Genomic DNA, 17,689 nt, shown 5'->3' with positions numbered 1-17,689 from the left:
CCCGCCGCGGCCGGGGCGGGGCACTCGACCTCACGGACACCGGAGCCTGCACCCACCCCCTTCCGCTCGAACATTCATCCGAATGCGAGGTACGCTGGCGCGTATGGCCACGCACCTCAAGGGCCCGCCCCTCCAGGGCTCGCTCTTCGACCAGTCCGACACCGTCCAGCTCTCACCGCTGGAAGGGACACGCCGGGTCGCACTCGGCGCGGGGGCCTGGATCGACCTGCTGCCCGGATGGCTGAGCGGAGCCGACGCACTCTTCGCGCACCTCGCCGAGGAGGTGCCCTGGCGGGCCGAGCGGCGGCAGATGTACGAGCAGGTCGTCGACGTACCCCGGCTGCTGGCGTACTACGCGGCCGACGATCCGCTGCCGCACCCCGTCCTCGACGAGGCCCGCGACGCGCTCACCGCACGCTACGCCGGCGAACTGGGCGAACCGTTCGTCACGGCCGGGCTCTGCTACTACCGCGACGGCCGGGACAGCGTGGCCTGGCACGGCGACCGGATCGGCCGGGGCGCCCGCCAGGACACGATGGTGGCCATCCTGTCGGTGGGCACGGCACGTGATCTGGCCCTGCGTCCCCGCCGGGGCGGCGACACCCAGCGGTTCCCTCTGGGCCACGGCGACCTGATCGTGATGGGCGGCTCCTGCCAGCGCACGTGGGATCACGCCGTACCCAAGACACACCGCGCGACGGGCCCGCGCATCAGCATCCAGTTCCGGCCGCAGGGCGTGAACTGACGGGCACGGCGCACCACCGTCAGTCGCCGACCGCGTGGGGGCGCTACCTCCGTGAGGCCAGTGCGCGGGTCTGCGCCGTGCGGGCCAGACGCGGGCCCAGCCAGCGCTTGAAGCGGCGCAGCACCTCCAACTGCCCGGCGGCACGGTCGAGTCGGTAGTACAGCTGCGGCGGTACGTACGGCAGCAACGGGGAGTGGCGCTGGCCGAGGAGGGCGAACATCTGCCGTGGGGGCAGGTGGATGTAGCGCGGGAGGTTCTCGTACCACTGGGCGCTCAGGCGGGCCGCGCTCTGCAGCCGGAGGAGTTCGGCCTTGCGCTCCCGTTCGTACCGGGCGAGCGCCGGCCGGAGTTCCGTGCGGTCACGCAGGGCTCCGGCCAGGGAGATGGCGTCCTCCAGGGCGAGGGTGGTGCCCGCGCCGATGGAGTAGTGCGTGGTGTGGGCGGCGTCGCCGATGAGGACGAGGTTGCCGCGGGACCACGTGCGGTTGGTCAGGGTGCGGAAGTTCAGCCACTGCGCGGCGCCGTCGGCCCGGTCCCGGCCGATCAGCGGGTGGCCGTCGAGGATGTCGGCGAACAGCTTCTCCAGCAGGGCCAGTCCGTCCGCCTCGCCGGCGCGGTCGAGCCCGAGTCCGGTCCAGGTCTCCGGGGAGCACTCCACGACACAGGTGCTCTGCTCCCCGCTGAACCCGTAGGCGTAGGCCCAGATCCAGCCGTGGTCGGTCTCCTGGAAGGAGAACGTGAACGTGTCGAAGACCTGGGTGGTGCCGAGCCAGATGTAGCGGTTGCGGCCGAGCCGGACGTCGGTGCCGAAGTGGCGGGCGTGGCGCTCGCGCAGGGCGCTGTTGACTCCGTCGCCCGCCACCACCAGGTCGGCGTCCGGGATGCGGTCCGCCGCGATGTCGCGCTCGAACTCCAGCCGCACTCCGAGGGATTCGGCGCGCCCGGCGAGCAGATCGAGCATGCGGCGCCGGCCGATGCCGAAGCCGTCGTCGCCGCGGTGGACCGTACGGACGTCGCGGACATGGGCGACTCCGTCGCTCCAGCGGACCGAGTTCTCACTGACGGCCGCCGCCGACTCGGGGTCGTTCTCGCGAAGCTTGTCGAGCAGCCCGGCCCAGTAGGTGACGCCCCAGCCGTAGGTCGAGCCGGCCGGGTTGCGCTCGTGGACGGTGATGTCGCAGGACGGGTCCTGGCGTTTCATCAGGATCGAGAAGTACAGGTTTGCGGGGCCGCCGCCGACGCACGCGATCTTCATGCACACTCCCCTGCATTGCACAGAGCGACACGTTGAATGCGCAGCGTAACAGCAGGGAGGGTGATGCTCCCGTTACGCGCCCGCTGCAGCTGCCGTACGGCACTCCGGGTGGCCCCACCCCTGGTCGTTCTTCGCGATGGGCTCGCCCGCCGCGTAGGGGCGCCCGCACACGCAGCGACCGGGGAACTTGGCCTTGATCGTGCGGGAGCTCGTCCGGGACGAGGCGCCTTTGCGTGCGGCGGCCTTCTTCGGCTTGGCCTTCGAAGAAGTGAGGGTGCCGGCCGGGGCGGGGGGCGGCTCCGGTGAGCCCAGGTCGCTGCTTGCGGGTTCCTGGACGGTGGCCGCCTGGCTCGCGGCGCGGTCGGCGAAGTCGTTGAGGCGGTCACCGTCGACCTGGTGGGCGGGAACGTAGCGGAAGTCGACCGAACGTCCCTCCAGGAGCTCGTCGATCCGCACGACGAGCTCCTGGTTGGCGACGGGCTTGCCCGCGGCCGTCCGCCAGCCGTTGCGCTTCCAGCCGGGCAGCCACGTGGTGACCGCCTTCATCGCGTACTGCGAGTCCATGCGGATCTCGAGCGGTACGCCCGGGTCCGTGGACGCGAGCAGCCGCTCCAGGGCGGTGAGTTCGGCGACGTTGTTGGTGGCCTTGCCGAGGGGACCGGCCTCCCAGCGGGTGGGGGTCTCCTCGGCGTCGGCGAGCACCCAGGCCCAGCCGGCCGGTCCGGGGTTGCCCTTCGACGCCCCGTCACAGGCGGCCACTACGCGTTCCATGGGTCCGATCATGCCACGACCTGGGAAGCGCGCGGCCCACGGGTGTGGTGCCTGGCTTCGGTTCCGCCGGAGGGTTCAGGTCACGTCCCTGGTCTTCGGCATCTCACCCTCGGTGGTGGTGAGGTCGATGACGGAGAACGAGGCTCCCTGCGGGTCGCTGAGGGCCGCGAAGCGGCCGAACGGGGTGTTCATCGGGCCGAAGCGGAGAACGCCACCCAGCTCGGTCGCACTCTTGATCGCCACGTCGCAGTCGTCGACGGCGAAGTAGACGTTGATGTACGGCGGCACCTCGGGCGGGAACTCCTCCGTCATCTTCATACGGCCCATGACCGTGTCCCCGCCGAGCTCGAAGAGCCGGAAGTCGACCTGGTCGTCCTCCATCTGCTTCGCCTTGTAGCCGAAGACGGCAGGGAAGAACGCGTCGGACTTCTCGGGCTCGCGGGTGAAGACCTCGCACCAGGCGTACGCGCCGGGTGTACCCGTCGCCTCGAAGCCCTCGTGGGTGCCCGCCTGCCAGGCGCCGAAGACGACGCCGCTCGGGTCGCGGGCCAGCAGCATCGAGCCGAAGTCACCGACCTGCATCGGCTCCATCAGCGCCTCACCGCCGTATCGACGGACCCGCTCGGCGGTGGCCTTGACGTCCGCCGAGGCGAGGTACACGCACCATGCGGACTGACCCTCCTGACCGGGCATGGGCGGGACGACGGCGGCGACCGCCTTGCCGTCGACGTATGCCTGCGTGTAGTTGCCGTACTCCGACTGCGCCTCGCCGAACGTCCAGCCGAGTACGTCGCCGTAGAAGCTCTTCGCCCCCTCGACGTCACTGAACATCGCGTCGGCCCAGCAGGGCGTTCCCTCTTGTCGTACAGCCATGACTGGCTCTCTTCGGTTCGACGGATGGTTTGCCTCTGGGAGGATATTCCTCTTTTTTCACGCTAGACAGGGTCGGAGCGAGATGCGCGCCGAATGGGACGGAATCCCGCAAACTGGTGGTGCGGCGGCGCGGTGGTCGTGGACGAAAGGGGGCCGGATGATGCACGCCTGGGAGGTGTTCCGGCCGGGGCCGATCGAGGGCGGGCCGCTGCGGTTCGTCGAGAAGCCGATGCCGGTGCCCCGGCCGGACGAGCTGCTCGTGCACGTCCGCGCGAGCGGTGTGTGCCGCACGGACCTGCACGTCAGCGAGGGTGATCTGCCCGTGCACCGTCCCGGGGTCACCCCGGGGCACGAGGTCGTGGGCGTCGTGGCGGCGATCGGCGAGGACGTCCGCGCGTACGCGCTGGGCGACCGCGTGGGTGTGGCCTGGCTGCGGTACACCGACGGCACCTGCGCGTACTGCGTGCGCGGCGCCGAGAACCTGTGCCCCGAGTCCCGGTACACGGGGTGGGACGCCGACGGCGGTTACGCGGAGTACACGACCGTTCCGGCCGCGTTCGCGTACCGGCTGCCCGCGGATGTCGACGACGTGACGGTGGCGCCGCTGCTGTGCGCGGGCATCATCGGCTACCGGGCGCTGCGGCGGGCCGCGCTGCCGACGGGCGGGCGGCTCGGACTGTACGGGTTCGGCGGCAGCGCGCACCTGTGTGCGCAGCTGGCCCTGGCACAGGGCGCGACCGTGCACGTCCTGACCCGGGGAGCGGCCGCCCGTCGGCTCGCGCTGGAGCTGGGGTGCGCCTCAGCGGGCGGGCCGTCCGACGTGCCACCGGAACCGCTGGACAGCGCGATCCTGTTCGCCCCGGTGGGCGACCTGGTACCGGTGGCCCTTCGCGCACTGGACCGCGGCGGGGTGCTGTCGGTCGCCGGGATCCACCTGAGCGACACGCCTGAGCTGCACTACGAGAGCGAGCTGTTCTACGAGAAGGAGCTGCGCAGCGTCACGTCCAACACCCGTGAGGACGGACGGGAATTCCTGGCGCTGGCGGCTCACCACGGCGTGCGGGCGACGACACACACCTATCCGCTGTCCGAGGCGCGGCGGGCGCTGGAGGATCTCAAGGCGGGCCGCTTCGACGGGGCGGCCGTGCTGGTCAACGACCTGTCGGCGCGGCACTGACCGGGGTGGCCCCGCGCGCCGCGCCGGTGTGGGCTCGTGCGGCGGCACGCCCTCCCCCGCTCCGCACGAGTCCACACCGGAACTCCCCCCGATAACTTCCCGCGGTCGGCTCCCCCTTGAACCGTGGGCAGTTCCGTTCTACCGTCCCCACATGGTCGGGGCCTCAACGCCCGCTCACCAAGGCCACAACATGTGGGCGGCGGCGGAACCCGGCGAGGCGGGATGATGCGCCCCCGTCTCGCGCTGATCGAGGACGACCTCGACTTCGCACTCATGTGCCGTTCCTATCTGGAGCGTCAGGGTTTCATCGTGACCTGGGTGATGGACGCCCGGGCCGGCAGGTCCGTCCTGCGCGACGGCGCCGTCGATCTCGCGGTCCTCGATCTGGGCCTGCCGGACGGCAGTGGCCTGGAACTGCTGCGGGCCCTGCGGTCCGCCAGCCGTCTCCCGGTGATCGTCGTCAGCGGGCGCGGCGAGGAGGCGGACCGGGTGGCGGGGCTGGAGATCGGTGCGGACGACTACCTCGTGAAGCCGTTCTCACAGCGGGAGCTGGTGGCCCGGATCCGGGCGGTGCTGCGCCGTTCCCAGCCGCCGGACGAGCCGGAGGTGCTCCTGGTCGGGGTGCTGCGGGTGGACATGGGGGCCCGGCAGGCGAGCGCGGCGGGTGTCCTGCTGACGCTGCGCCCGAAGGAGTACGCGCTACTGGAGACCCTCGCCCGCTCCCCCGGCCGGGTCCTGTCCGCCGAGTTGCTGCTGCACCAGGTCTGGGGTGCGTCCTGGCGGCAGCCCGCGACGGTGACCGAGCACGTGTACCGGCTGCGCGGCAAACTGGCCCGGCTGCCCTCGCCCGCACCGCGGATCACCACCGTGCGCGGCTACGGCTACCGTCTCGATCCGTGACGGGGTGAGCCCGGACATGTCAGCTCCCCGCCCCCTTCCCGCCCCGGACTTCCGGCGTCTGTTCGACGCGACGCCCTCTCCGTCGCTCGTCCTGGCACCGGACTTCACGATCGTGGAGGTCAACCGGGCGTATCTCACGGCCACGCACACCACCCGCGACATCGTCGGCCGGCCCGTCTTCGAGGTGTTGCCCGACAACCCCGACGACCCGTCGGCCGACGGCGTCAGGAATCTGCGCCGCTCGCTGGAGACGGCGGTGGCGAGCGGCCGCACGGACACGATGGCGCTGCAGCGGTACGACCTCCCCTCCGGTGACGACGGTGCCTTCACCGAGCGGTACTGGAGTTTCGTCAACACACCGGTCCTGGACCCCGAAGGGCACGTCGCACACGTCATCCACCGGGGCGAGGACGTCACCGAGTTCGTGTGTCAGCGCCGGGTGGGGCGCGCGCGGGAACGGGCGGAGGGCATGGAGATCGACCTGTTCGTACGGGCCAGGGAGATACGCGAGGTGAACGAGCAGCTGCGCATGGTCAACCTCGAACTCGACGCGGCGGGGAGGCGGTCGCGGGAGGAGCAGCGGGCCAAGGACCGGTTCATCGCCACGCTCGCGCACGAGGTGCGCAATCCGCTCGCCGCCGCGACCGCGGCCACCGAGCTGCTGTCCCTGGACCTGTCGGGCGGCCATCCCGCCCTGTCGGTGCTGGAGCGCCAGTTGGCGACGCTCGCCCGGATGAGCAACGACCTGCTGGACGGTGCACGGGCGGTGACCGGACGGCTGGAGCTGGTCCGCGAGCGGGCGGACCTGCGCACGGTCGTGGACAGTACCTGCGCCGACATCCGGGGCCTGTTCGCGCACGAGAACCGCACGCTGGACGTGCGGGTGCCGACGGAGCCGGTTCTGGTCGACGGGGACCGGCTGCGACTGGCCCAGGTCCTGACGAACCTGGTCTCCAACGCGCTCAAGTACACGCTGCCGGGCGGCCACACGACGGTCCGGCTCACCACGGAACGCGACGAGGCCGTCCTGCGCGTCCAGGACGACGGAATCGGCTTCGCTCCCGACCAGGCCGCGGAACTCTTCGGCGTTTTCATGCGTGCGGTACCCGCCGGTCCCCGCGCCCCCGAGGGCCTGGGCCTCGGGCTCTCCGTCGCCCGCACCCTCACCGAACTCCACGACGGCACGATCACCGCGCAGAGCGACGGCCCGGGAACGGGTGCCGTATTCACGGTACGGCTCCCGTTGCCCTCGTCGACCACGCCCGAGTTGTCCCTCCCGAAGCCCCCGGATCACAAGCGGCGCGAGCTCGCGATCCTGATCGCCGAGGACAACGCGGACCTCGCCGCGACGTACCGCACCCTGCTCGAACGACACGGTCACTACGTCACCACCGTGCACACGGGCGCCGACGCCCTCACCGCGACCGAGTCGCAGCTCTTCGACGTCGTGCTGTGCGACCTGGGCCTCCCCGACCTCGACGGCTGCACGGTCGCCCGGCGCATCCGCTCCCGCCCTCACGGCACAAAGCTCCGTCTCATCGCCGTCTCGGGCTTCACCCACCCCACGGACCACGCACGTTCCCGGTCCGCCGGCTTCGACGCCCACCTCCCCAAGCCGCTGCCGCTGGCGGAACTGCTGGAGCTGCTGGATCCCGTGGAGGACTGAGGTGGCGGCGGGTGCCGAGGTGGTCACCGCAGTGGCTGCTCCGCCCAGATGATCTTGCCGTCGGGGGTGTAACGGGTGCCCCAGCGGGCGGTGAGCTGGGCGACGAGGAAGAGGCCGCGGCCGCCCTCGTCCTCGGTCCGGGCGCGGCGGAGTCGGGGCGAGGTGCTGCTGCCGTCGGAGACCTCGCAGATGAGGGTGCGGTCGCGCAGGAGGCGGAGCTGGAAGGGGCCGGTGGCGTGGCGGATGGCGTTGGTGACCAGTTCGCTGGCGACGAGTTCCGTGGTGAAGGCCAGGTCGTCCAGGTCCCAGGCGGACAGCTGGCGCGTGACCGCCACCCGCGCGCGGGAGACCATCGCCGGGTCGTTGGGGAAGTCCCACTGAGCGACGCGATCCCGGCCCAGGGCGTGGGTGCGGGCGACGAGCAGGGCCACGTCGTCGCTCGGGCCGGCCGGCAGCAGGGCGTCGAGAACCGCTTCGCAGGTGTCCTCGGGTGCCCGGTCGGGACAGGACAGGACGGTACGCAGCTTGTCCAGGCCGGTGTCGATGTCCCGGTGCCGGTCCTCGATCAGGCCGTCGGTGTAGAGGACGAGCTGGCTGCCCTCGGCCAGCTCCATCTCGACGGTCTCGAAGGGCATCCCGCCCAGGCCGAGGGGCGGGGCGGACGGCAGGTCGACGAAGTCCACCGTTCCGTCGGGGCGGACGATCGCGGGGAGGGGGTGTCCGGCGCGGGTGAGGGTGCAGTGCCGGGACACCGGGTCGTAGACCACGTAGAGGCATGTGGCGCCGACGATGCCGGAGTCGGCGTGGGTGTTCTCCACCGCCCAGCCCTCGCCCCGGTCGAGCCGTCCCACCAGGTCGTCGAGGTGGGTGAGGAGGTCGTCGGGCGGCAGGTCGAGGGAGCAGAAGTTGTGCACGGCCGTGCGCAGCCGGCCCATGGTGGCGGCGGCGTGCAGGCCGTGACCGACGACGTCCCCCACCACCAGAGCCACCCGTGCGCCGGACAGCGGGATGACGTCGAACCAGTCGCCGCCCACCCCGGCCTGCGCGGGCAGATACCGGTAGGCGACCTCGACGGCGCTCTGATCGGACCGTCCACGGGGCAGCAGGCTGCGTTGCAGGGCGAGCGCGGTCTTGTGCTCGCGCGTGTAGCGGCGGGCGTTGTCGATGCTGATCGCGGCCCGGCCGACCAGTTCCTGGGCCAGGGACAGGTCGTCGTCCTCGAAGGGCGCGGGCTCCTCGGAGCGGTAGAAGCTCGCCATGCCGAGGGTCGTGCCGCGTGCCCGCAGCGGCACGGTGATCAGGGAGTGGATGCCTGCCGCCAGTACCCGTTCGAGCCGTTCCGGGTCCTGCGCGATCCAGCCCGTGGCCTCGGACAGTACGGGTTCGAGCACGGACTGTCCGGTCTCCCAGCTGCGGGCCTGAGGTGTGGAGCCGACGAACGGGAACAGGGCGCCGACCTCGTACAGATGGGACTCCTGGTGGATGGAGTTCAGCGCGATCCTGCGGAGCATGGAGCCGGGGCCGAGCGACCCGGGTTCGTCGCCGTGCAGCACGGAGTCGGGCAGGTCGACGGCGGTGAAGTCGGCGAACCGGGGGACGGTCACCTCCGTCAGTTCCTCGGCGGTACGGGTCACGTCCAGGGTGGTGCCGATGCGGACGCTGGCGTCGTGCAGCAGTTCCAGGCGCCTGCGGGCCAGCACGGCGAGCCGGCCGACCCCGGGCTCGCCCACGAGCAGCAGCCATCCCCCGGCGCCGGAGTCGCCATCGCCGTCGTCCGCCGGGACCGCGGTGGGCGCGAGCGCCTCCGGCGGCGGCGTGGACGGGGGCGCAGGGGCGACCGTGCGAACGGCGAGGGCAGGTGGTGGTGCGGGAGGCGCGATCGGCAGTGTCGCGGGCGGCGGGCCCGGGGCGGCCGGCGCCGGTGCCGGCATACCGGTCGCCCTGACCGGTACGGTCGGCGCGGCCGGGGCAGTGAGCTCGACGTGGCGCAGGCGCGGGCCGCCCAGGACGCGGGCCTCGACGACCACGCCCGTCTCGCCGGCGGCGCCCATGACCGGGCGCCGCAGCAGGGTCGCCACCCTGCCGCCGGAGAGGGCGACTTCGTCGAGAGTGCGGTGTGGTGAGGCGATGAGTTCCTCGGCCTTCTCGCGCAGTACCGCCAGGTCGACCCTGCCGAGACCGTGGCCGTCGTGGCCGTCTGCGGGCTCCCACGGCGGGGGCTCGGGCTGCGGCGGCCAGCCACCGCGTTCACCGTTTCTCCGGGAGGCCGTCCGGTACGCGGCGAGCAGCGCCCTCTCCCGGTCCGTGGACTGCTCCAGCAGCCGGGCCTCGATGTCGTGCGCGGCCTCACGTACCAGCCGCATCATGGCGGGGTCGCCGTCGTCGCGCAGACAGGTGAGGTCGAGGATGGCCTCGATCCGCCCACTGAGCGGATTCCGCACCGGCGCCCCGGCGCACGCGAACGGCGACAGGCAGTCGGCGAAGTGTTCGCGGCCGATGACGTAGGTGGGGCGCCGCTCGGCCAGCGCGGTACCGACGCCGTTGGTGCCCGCGGCGTCCTCGGACGCGCAGAAGCCGGGAGCGAAGTTCACCTCGTCGAGGCGTGAGCGCAACTGACGGTCACCGCCGTGCCTCTGCACCATGCGGGCCTGCGCGTCGCAGAGCACGACCGTCATGCTCACGTTCGCGAGCGAGGTGGTCAGGTGCTCCAGTACCGGGTCGGACGCGCGCAGGAGGGGATCCTCCATGACGAGGTCCGGCGAGTACGGGATCAGCAGCTGGTGCGGTTCGAGCCCCGCGGAACGGCATCGCTTCCAGGAATCGAGAACCGAGTCCCGGACATCCGAGTCGACCCGCGCTCCGGCCAGAAAACGCTCATGCGCATCGACGAGACCGCCGATGTCGTCCCAGGCGACGGACAACGGGATCACTTCCCTCACCCGGAGGCGGCCCCGTCGCGAACCGCCGCTCGGCTTGCCTGGCGGGGCGATCCTCCGAGCCACTTCACACTAGTCCTCCCAAGATGCAAGTCACAAATGTTGCATCTGGCTCGGAACCACATCCCGCACTCTTCCCCCTTTGGCCCTCCTGTGCTTGCCTGGGGAGCCGTTTCGGTCGCCGGAGCGGGAGTTGCCGTATGCGGAAGCCGTGGATCGTGGCGGTGTTACTCGCCGGAGTGCTGCTGGGCGCCTGCGGGGATCCGACGTCCGGGCCCGAGACGGCACCGACACCCGGCGAGCCGAGACCGACGACCACGCGCCAGCGGGCCGCGGCCTCCCCGACCGCCCCGACGGAGTCGGCCGCACCGGGTACTCCGCGGAAGGCGCCCGTCGTGCTCTACCTCGGCGACTCCCTCGCCATGGAGAACCAGAAGGTGCTCGGACAGCGGCTTCGCGGCGACCTCGACGCCCGCTACACCAGCGCTCCCTACTCGGGCACCACGCTGTGCGACTACCTGGAGGGCACCGACGACAGGTCGCTGGTGCCCCCGCAGGACAAGGCCGCGGCCCTCGTCCGCCGGCTCCGCCCGGACTTCGTGGTGTTGCAGTTCTGGGGCAACGCCTGGGGCTACACGCCCTGCATGGACGGCATCACGTACAACAAGGCCGAGGGCAGGTACTTCTCCCGGTACGCCGAGGACGCCGGGCGGCTGACGGAGCAGATCGCGGACGCGGGCGGAGCGCGACGGCCGACGATCGTCTGGGTGCTGCAGGGGCCCGACCCGATCACCCCTGACCGGGTGCGGCGCGTCAACGCCCTCTACGAGAAGCGGGCGGACGCCTCGGGCGACCTCGTGGCCGACGCGGGCAGGGTGGTGAGCCCGGCCTCGGCCCGCTACACGTGGGCGCGGTACCTGCCCTGCACCGCGTACGAGCGGGAGCACTCCGCGTACTGTACGGAGCCGGGTCAGGGCCGCACCGCCCTGCACCGCGACGACGACTACCTGCACTTCTGTCTGGCACCCACGACGTCGAAGCCGAAGCCGTGCCCGGTCCGCTCCCCCGGCATCCTGCGCATCGCCCGGGAGATCTCGCGTACGGTCGGCGAGCACGTCACATGAGCCGGAGTTCCGTCTCGATGAGGCGGTTGAGGTGCCGGCGGGCGTCCTGCGTGGTGAGGGGCGGCGACTGGCGCAGGCGCTGAAGGGCCAGGCCGTCGGCGAGAGCGGCGAACCGGACGGTGAACCCGTCGAGGTCGTCACAGGTGAACTCGCCCTCGTCCACGCCCCATTGGGCGAGCGACCTGATCTGTTGGTGCCAGGTCCCGTACCGCTGGGCCTGTCCGCGGGTGAAGCCCTGGTCCGGGTCCTGGTCTCCCGCGTTCCAGTAGTCGAACCACATGCGCCAGTGCCGGTCGGTGTCCTCGGTGAACAGCGCGTCGACCAGCAGCCGCAGCGCCTCGGCCGCGTCGCCGGCCCGCTCGGCGGCCTCGCTGAGCGCGGCGTAGTACCGCTCGATGTGCAGCACCATCGCCTCGGTGAGGACCTCCTGGACGCTGCCGAAGTGGTACGTGACGGTGCCCACCGACACGCCGGCCGCGGCTGCGACGTCCCGGACCCCCACCGACGCGTAGCCGCGCTCGGCGATCAGCGGCACGGCCGCCTCGACGATGAGGCGGCGGCGCACCTCGGTGGGCTGGCGGGTCCGTTCGGCGGCGGCGACCGCGCGGCGAGGGGGCCGGGCGGCCGTCATCCGGACGTCCTCGGGGTGGTGCGGTGCCACTGGCGCTTGGCCACTGTCTCTCCGTTCGACCGTGCTTCGATGCGGCTGTCCATGATGAAGTCCGCGCGCGTGGCCCGCAGCTCCGTCCTGGTGACGATCTCGGCGTCCCACGCGGTTCCATGGTCCTCACCGCGCCGCAGCCGGATCGTCCACGTGGAGACGGCCGAGGCGGACAGCGGGTCGTCGGAGCGGATCGTGTACGTCTCCGACGCGCTCTCCTCGTAGCGCAGACCGTCCGGGTACGTGCGCGACCCCCCGTAGTTGGGGTCGACCTCCAGCCGCCACTCCCCCGTGGCGACATCGTGCGTCACGAGCCGCTCGGGGCGCGGGTCGGCGGGCCGGTCGTACGTCACGGGTAGCGGCGGCGCCTGCTCGGGGTCCTCGAAGCGGATCGGCTGCCCGTCGGTGGTCTCCCGCACGGGCAGGAGTACGGCGCTGTCGGCGGGGACCACGCTGAGCGCGCCGCGTTCGCCGTGCGGCCACACCCACGGCCAGTAGGCGTCGGACACGGCGACCCGGACGCGGTGGCCGGGCGGGAAGGCGTACCCGGTGCCGTTCAGCTCGAACTCGACCGTCTCGTACGTCCCCGGCCGCCACTCCACGCTCCGGTCGCGTCCGTGCCTGCTGAGCAGGTTGAGGACGCCTCGGGTGACGAGGGTGGAGGATCCGTCGGGTGCGACGTCGCAGAGTCGGACGATGACGTGGGCGCGCGGTGTGGTGCTGTCGAGGCGGAGCCTCAGGCGCGGGCGGCCGAGGATCTCCACCCGCTCCGTGAGAGGCGCCGTGTCGAAGCAGACCGACCGGCCGTCCTCCTCACGCTGGTCGGGCGGCAGGTCGCTCGCGTTGCCGAACGGGAAGAAGCGGCCGGAGTCGAGGCCGGTGTGCTGGGGGGAGCGTACGAGAACGGGTGTGGGGTCCTGGGCCAGGACGCGTTCGTCCCAGGTGACCGTCGGGGAGGGCCAGTGGCGTTCGGCCACCCAGCGGCCGGGCAGGACGTCGTACGACGTGGCGGGCGGTACCGACTCGGTGAGCCAGGCCCGCAGCAGCGGCTCGTCCATGATCCCGGTGTCCTGGTCCTTCAGGTGCTGGTCCCACCAGCGGAGGGTCTCCTGGAGGAAGCCGATCACGGGGCCGGGCGGCAGGCCGCGGTCCGGGTACTGGTGCGACCACGGGCCGATCAGTCCGCGGACGCGGTCGCCAGGCAGGTGCTCGACGAGCCGGAGCACGGTGTCCCGGTACGGGTCGTTCCAGCCGCCCACCGCGAGGACGGCCGCGTCGACGGCGCCGTAGTCCTCGCAGACGCTGCCGTGCCGCCAGTAGGCATCGCGCTGCTGGTGGTCGAGCCAGGTGTGCAGGAAGGGTTCGAGGGCGGCGAGGCGCTCGCGCCACATGGGCAGCCAGCGGTCGGCGCCGACGTTCGCCGGGTCCGGCGGCCGGGAGGCGAAGGCCAGCATGGTGCCCGCCCAGGCGAGCATGTCGATGCCGAGGACGGCGCCGCCGGTGTAGTGGACGTCGTTGTCGTAGCGGTCGTCGGTGGAGCAGACGGTGACGACCGCCTTCAGCGGTTCGGGGGCGAGGGCGGCGATCTGGAGGGAGTTGAAGCCGCCCCAGGAGATGCCGAACATGCCGACCTTGCCGGTGCACCAGGGTTGTACGGCGAGCCAGTTGACGACGTCGACGCCGTCCGCGAGCTCCTGCGCGTCGTACTCGTCGCCGGGGGTTCCCTCGCTGTCGCCGTGTCCGCGGATGTCGACGCGCACGGAGGCGTAGCCGTGTCCGGCGTACCAGGGGTGGCGCTGGGCGTCGCGGGGCGCGGTCCAGTCGCTCTTGCGGTACGGCAGGTACTCCAGGAGCGCGGGCACGGGAGACGCCTCCGCGTCGGCGGGCCGCCAGACGCGGGCGTGCAGGCGGGTCCTGCCGTCCTGGGTGGGGATCCAGACGTCCTCGCGGACGACCCGGCGGTCGAACCGCTCGCGGTACTTCACGCGTTTCCTTCCGTGACGGAGGTGCTCCAGCGGCGGACGCGGTGGCCGTCGCCGTGGTCGGTCCACAGGTCGTCGGGTTCGGCCGTGTCGACCCACTCCGCGGTGTCCTCGGCCAACGGCTCCGCGTCCGGGTCGGGTTCGAGGGCGGCCGCCATCAACTGCCGGGTGTAGGGGTGTCCGGGCGAGGCGAACACCGCCTCGGTCGGGCCCTCCTCGACGACCACACCGTGCCGCAGGACGGCCACGCGGTCGGCGATGCCCCGGACGACGGCCAGGTCATGGCTGATGAACAGACAGGCCAGGCGGCGTTCGCGCCGCAGGTCGTCGAGGAGGCGCAGCACCTCCGCCTGCACGGAGACGTCGAGGGCGGTGGTGATCTCGTCGGCGATCAGCACGTCCGGTTCGCCCGCCAGTGCCCGGGCTATGCCGATGCGCTGGCGCTGGCCGCCGGAGAGCTGGGCGGGCAGCCGGTCGGCGAGTGCCGGGTCCAGGCGTACGTCGGAGATGAGTTCGCGGGCTCGTACGGCGGCGTCGGCCTGGCTGGTCGCCGAACCGAAGAACCGCAGGGGGCGGCGGACCGCGTCGCCCACGGAGCGGCGCGGGTTGAGGGAGGTGTCGGCGTTCTGGAAGACGAGCTGGACTCTGCGCCGCAGGGACAGGGGCCGCCGCTCGGCGGGGCGTGCCAGGTCGCCGGACTCGTGGGTCAGGGTGCCGCCGGAGGGGGTGCGCAGGCCCGCCAGCGTCCAGGCGAGCGTGGACTTGCCGCTGCCCGACTCGCCGACGAGAGCGAGGACTTCGCCCCGGCGGACGTCGAAGGAGACGCCGTGCACGGCACGCGTCGAGCCGTAGTCGACGGTCACCTCCCGGGCGGACACGGCCACCGTCGCCTCCACCGGTACCTGGGCCTTGGGGCGCACCTCCCGCTCCCCCGCCTCGCCGACGAGCGCGAGCCCGGCGTCGTCAAGACGCGGGACGCTCGCCAACAGCTTCCTGGTGTACGGGTCCTGGGGCGTGGCGAAGAGCGTGCGGGTGGACGACGACTCCACGACCCGGCCGGAGCGCAGCACGGTGACGTCGTCGGCCAGGTGCGCGACGACGCCGAGGTCGTGGCTCACCAGGACGGCGGCGAGGCCGAGTTCGTCGCGCAGGCCCGCGATCAGGTCGAGGACGCCGCGCTGGGTGACGACGTCGAGGCCGGTCGTCGGCTCGTCGAGGACGAGGACGTCGGGGCGGGCCGCGATGGCCATGGCGATGGCGACGCGTTGCTGCTGGCCGCCGGAGAGCTCGTGCGGGTAGCGGCGGGCGAGTTCGGCCGGGCGCGGGAGGCGTACCTGGTCCAGTAGGTCGACGACGGGGATGTCGCCACCCGCCTCCGCGATCTGCCGTCCGATCCGCATGGACGGGGTGAGGGCGTGCCCGGCGTTCTGGGCGACCATGGCGACGGTTCCGCCGCGCAGCCGCCTCAGCTCCCGTGGGGACAGGGCGAAGACGTCGCTGCCCTTGATGTGCACCGAGCCGCCGGTGATCCGGGATCCGTGCCGCAGGTGCCCCAGCAGGGTGGCCGCGACGGTCGACTTGCCGCTGCCGGACTCGCCGACGAGGGCCACGGTCCGGCCGGGGGCGACCTCCAGCGACACCTCGCGCACGACCGGCACGTCCCGGCCGCCCGAACGGTAGGCCACGGAAAGGGAGTTCACGGAAACGATCGGAGTGGCGCCGCTGGACGCCGTACCACTGGCACCCATCAGGACCCCTCCCTGATCCGGTCCACGCCCCAGGCCTTGGACAGGCCGTCGGCCGCGAGGTTGAGCCCGATCACGAGCGTGGCGAGGGCGATGATCGGTGCGAGGCTCGCCATCGGGACGACGGTGATGGCGGTGCGGTTCTCGGCGACCATCAGTCCCCAGTCGGGGGTGGGCGGGTCGGCGCCGAAGCCGAGGAAGGACAGTGACGAGATCAGCAGCACGACCCAGGAGGCCCGCATGGCGAACTCCACGCACACCACGTCGGTGATGTTCGGCAGGATCTCGCGGCGCAGGATCGCCCAGGTCCCCTCGCCGCGCGCCCGCGCCGCCGTCACGTAGTCCTGCGGGACGACGGCCAGGGCGGCGCCTCGTACAACCCGTACGACCTGGGGGACGAACACCACGGCGATCGCGAGGACGATGACCGAGGGTCCGGTGCCCAGCGCGGTCACGACGACGAGCAGGGACAGGACCGCGGGCACGGACAGCACCGCGTCCAGGATCCGGCCCAGCACGTCGTCGAACCAGCCTCCGCGCAGGGCTGCCGCGCAGCCGATCACTGTGCCGAGCGCGACGGTGATCAGGGTCGCGGTGACGGAGACACCGAGCGCGTACCGGCCGCCGTACAGCACACGGGCGAGGACGTCGCGGCCGTACTGGTCCGTGCCCGCCCAGTGCGCCCCGCTCGGCCCGAGGAGTGCCTCGTCGGCGTTGTTGGCGATGGGGTCGTACGAGGTGAGGAGCGGGGCGAGGAGCGCGATCAGCACGTGGACGGTGACGACGGACAGTCCGATGACGGCGGCGCGCGACGAGCGGAGGGTCCGCCAGACGCGCACCACGGCACGGGTGGGAGCGGGGGCCGTCGCGGCGACCGGTGCGGTGTCGAGGGTGGTCATCGAGTCCTCCCGCGCGTACGGAGCTTGGGGTTGAGGGCCATGGTCGCGAGGTCGGCGGCGAGGTTGCAGGCGACGTACACGACGGAGCTGACGAGGGCGATGGCCTGGATGACGGGCAGGTCGCGGTTCTGCACCGAGGAGAGCATCAGTTTGCCGATGCCCGGGTAGTTGAAGACGTTCTCGACGACGGCGACGCCGCCCGCGAGCCACGCCACGTTGAGCGCGATGACGTGCAGGGTGGGCAGGAGCGCGCCGGGCAGGGCGTGCCGGGTGACGACCCGCCAGGTCGACAGGCCCTTGAGGCGGGCCGTGGTGACGTACTCGCTCGCCATCACGTCGATGACGGAGGTGCGGGCCATCCGCACGATGTACGCGGCCATGACGACGGCGAGGGCCAGGGCGGGCAGCCACACGGCGGGCAGGAGCTGGCCGACCGACGCGTCCGGACCGTACAGGACGACGGCCGGGAACCACGGCAGCGCGATGGAGAAGCAGAGCACCAGCACCGTGGCGACGACGAACTCGGGGACGCTCATGCCGACGAGGCTGACGGTGGAGATCAGGTGGTCCGGCCAGCGGTCGCGGTACAGGCCCGCGAGGACGCCGAGGACGATCGAGCCGGTGACGGCGAAGAGGATGGTGATTCCGGCGATGAGCGCGGAGTTGCCGAGGTACGCGGACACCTCGCCGCCGACCGCCTTGCCGGTGACGAGTGAGGTGCCGAAGTCGCCGTGGAGGGCGCCGCCCACCCAGTCGGTGTACCGCTCCCAGGCGGGTCGGTCGAGGCCGAGTTGCCCACGCAGGGCGGCGACGGCGTCCGGGGTGGCGTCCTTGCCGAGGACCTGGGTGGCGACGTCGCCGGGCAGGGCCTGGACGGCGAGGAAGACCAGGACGGAGGCGAGCAGCAGGGTGCCCAGCGCGGCGGCGATGCGGCGGGCGAGGAAGGACAGCATGC

14 protein-coding genes are annotated in these 17,689 nt (G+C 72.1%); 5 read left to right on the top strand and 9 right to left on the bottom strand.

Annotation, left to right across the window (positions count from 1 at the left end; all coding sequences use genetic code 11):
- Window positions 1-103 precede the first annotated feature (103 nt).
- Window positions 104-745, top strand: a complete 642-nt coding sequence (locus FNH08_RS03635; RefSeq protein ID WP_152769771.1) for an alpha-ketoglutarate-dependent dioxygenase AlkB — start codon at window positions 104-106, stop codon at window positions 743-745.
- 43 nt (window positions 746-788) lie between these two features.
- Here FNH08_RS03635 and FNH08_RS03630 read toward each other — a convergent pair whose 3' ends face one another.
- From FNH08_RS03630 to FNH08_RS03620, 3 genes are all read right to left on the bottom strand, one after another.
- On the bottom strand, window positions 789-2,000 hold the full coding sequence (locus FNH08_RS03630) for an FAD-dependent monooxygenase (RefSeq protein WP_152769770.1): 1,212 nt from the start codon (window positions 1,998-2,000) through the stop codon (window positions 789-791).
- Window positions 2,001-2,072: 72 nt separating this feature from the next.
- Window positions 2,073-2,783: a ribonuclease H family protein gene (locus tag FNH08_RS03625; protein ID WP_152769769.1), complete on the bottom strand. Its 711-nt coding sequence runs from the start codon at window positions 2,781-2,783 to the stop codon at window positions 2,073-2,075.
- 63 nt (window positions 2,784-2,846) lie between these two features.
- On the bottom strand, window positions 2,847-3,644 hold the full coding sequence (locus FNH08_RS03620; protein WP_152769768.1) for a VOC family protein: 798 nt from the start codon (window positions 3,642-3,644) through the stop codon (window positions 2,847-2,849).
- Window positions 3,645-3,804: 160 nt separating this feature from the next.
- Between FNH08_RS03620 and FNH08_RS03615 the strand changes: the two genes are divergently transcribed.
- From FNH08_RS03615 to FNH08_RS03605, 3 genes are all read left to right on the top strand, one after another.
- The gene (locus FNH08_RS03615) at window positions 3,805-4,821 is read left to right on the top strand and encodes a zinc-binding alcohol dehydrogenase family protein (protein WP_152769787.1); all 1,017 of its coding nucleotides are present in this window, start codon (window positions 3,805-3,807) and stop codon (window positions 4,819-4,821) included.
- Window positions 4,822-5,046: 225 nt separating this feature from the next.
- The gene (locus FNH08_RS03610; protein ID WP_152769767.1) at window positions 5,047-5,721 is read left to right on the top strand and encodes a response regulator transcription factor; all 675 of its coding nucleotides are present in this window, start codon (window positions 5,047-5,049) and stop codon (window positions 5,719-5,721) included.
- Window positions 5,722-5,737: 16 nt separating this feature from the next.
- Window positions 5,738-7,387: a hybrid sensor histidine kinase/response regulator gene (locus tag FNH08_RS03605; protein WP_152769766.1), complete on the top strand. Its 1,650-nt coding sequence runs from the start codon at window positions 5,738-5,740 to the stop codon at window positions 7,385-7,387.
- A gap of 23 nt (window positions 7,388-7,410) precedes the next feature.
- On the opposite strand, the gene FNH08_RS03600 is transcribed toward FNH08_RS03605, so the two are convergent.
- Window positions 7,411-10,317, bottom strand: coding sequence for a SpoIIE family protein phosphatase (locus tag FNH08_RS03600; RefSeq protein ID WP_322723598.1), 2,907 nt, complete (start codon window positions 10,315-10,317; stop codon window positions 7,411-7,413).
- A gap of 206 nt (window positions 10,318-10,523) precedes the next feature.
- Between FNH08_RS03600 and FNH08_RS03595 the strand changes: the two genes are divergently transcribed.
- Window positions 10,524-11,447, top strand: coding sequence for an SGNH/GDSL hydrolase family protein (locus FNH08_RS03595; RefSeq protein ID WP_152769765.1), 924 nt, complete (start codon window positions 10,524-10,526; stop codon window positions 11,445-11,447).
- On the opposite strand, the gene FNH08_RS03590 is transcribed toward FNH08_RS03595, so the two are convergent.
- From FNH08_RS03590 to FNH08_RS03570, 5 genes are read right to left on the bottom strand one after another with little or no spacing between them, the layout of a single operon-like run.
- The gene (locus FNH08_RS03590) at window positions 11,440-12,078 is read right to left on the bottom strand and encodes a TetR/AcrR family transcriptional regulator (protein ID WP_152769764.1); all 639 of its coding nucleotides are present in this window, start codon (window positions 12,076-12,078) and stop codon (window positions 11,440-11,442) included. The genes FNH08_RS03595 and FNH08_RS03590 overlap by 8 nt on opposite strands.
- The gene (locus FNH08_RS03585) at window positions 12,075-14,093 is read right to left on the bottom strand and encodes a CocE/NonD family hydrolase (RefSeq protein ID WP_322723596.1); all 2,019 of its coding nucleotides are present in this window, start codon (window positions 14,091-14,093) and stop codon (window positions 12,075-12,077) included. Before FNH08_RS03585 ends, FNH08_RS03590 begins: the two co-directional genes overlap by 4 nt.
- On the bottom strand, window positions 14,090-15,838 hold the full coding sequence (locus tag FNH08_RS03580; RefSeq protein ID WP_152769763.1) for a dipeptide ABC transporter ATP-binding protein: 1,749 nt from the start codon (window positions 15,836-15,838) through the stop codon (window positions 14,090-14,092). The genes FNH08_RS03585 and FNH08_RS03580 overlap by 4 nt, the downstream gene beginning before the upstream one ends.
- Window positions 15,838-16,734 carry an ABC transporter permease gene (locus FNH08_RS03575; protein WP_152769762.1) on the bottom strand — a complete coding sequence of 299 codons (897 nt, stop codon included), beginning with the start codon at window positions 16,732-16,734 and terminating at the stop codon, window positions 15,838-15,840. Before FNH08_RS03575 ends, FNH08_RS03580 begins: the two co-directional genes overlap by 1 nt.
- Window positions 16,731-17,687 carry an ABC transporter permease gene (locus tag FNH08_RS03570; RefSeq protein ID WP_152769761.1) on the bottom strand — a complete coding sequence of 319 codons (957 nt, stop codon included), beginning with the start codon at window positions 17,685-17,687 and terminating at the stop codon, window positions 16,731-16,733. The genes FNH08_RS03575 and FNH08_RS03570 overlap by 4 nt, the downstream gene beginning before the upstream one ends.
- Window positions 17,688-17,689: the final 2 nt, after the last annotated feature.

The sequence above is a fragment of the Streptomyces spongiae genome, from assembly GCF_009377185.1.
Taxonomy (GTDB): domain Bacteria; phylum Actinomycetota; class Actinomycetes; order Streptomycetales; family Streptomycetaceae; genus Streptomyces; species Streptomyces spongiae.
This window is presented reverse-complemented; position numbering and strand designations above follow the sequence as displayed.